The 523-nt window shown below is 65.6% G+C and carries 1 pseudogene; it reads left to right on the top strand.

Annotation, left to right across the window (positions count from 1 at the left end):
- Window positions 1-359, top strand: a pseudogene (locus tag N869_RS18230) (hypothetical protein); the annotation flags it as partial.
- Window positions 360-523: the final 164 nt, after the last annotated feature.

The raw sequence follows: 523 nt of genomic DNA, 5'->3' as shown, positions 1-523 counted from the left end.
CCTTCCAGAACAACGGCGACCTGAGCCGTCACAACGACGCCATCGGATACGGCACGGTCTCCATCCTCAATATGCTCAATGCCGACCCCACCACCTACCCCGACACCAACCCCCTTCTCCGCGATGAACCCCTGGTCAACCCGCCCATCGCCGACATCACCGGCACACCACCACCAGAGAACCAGGGCACCGAGCCCACCCCAGGGGCAGGTGAAGGTGACCCGCCGCCCACGGAGAACAGGGCCCTGCCGCGTGGCTTGGTCCTCGGGGCCGTGGTGGCCGGCGGAGCGCTTGTCCTGACCTTGGCAGCCGTGATCGTGATCGTTGTCGTACGTGGCAATCGGAAGGGACGAAGCTGATGCGCCCGTCAGAGGCACTGCAGATCGTCGGCGAGCACCCGCGTTCTGCACTCACCGAGATCCAGGCTGAGTTCCTGGATCTGGCCGGGAACGCAGTTGAACTGGCGCGGGTCGCAGACTGGGTACTGCGCCAGGCTGGCGATGTGGGCATGGAAGGCCGAGCA

The organism is Cellulomonas bogoriensis 69B4 = DSM 16987, assembly GCF_000767165.1.
Taxonomy (GTDB): Bacteria; Actinomycetota; Actinomycetes; order Actinomycetales; family Cellulomonadaceae; genus Actinotalea; species Actinotalea bogoriensis.
This window is presented reverse-complemented; position numbering and strand designations above follow the sequence as displayed.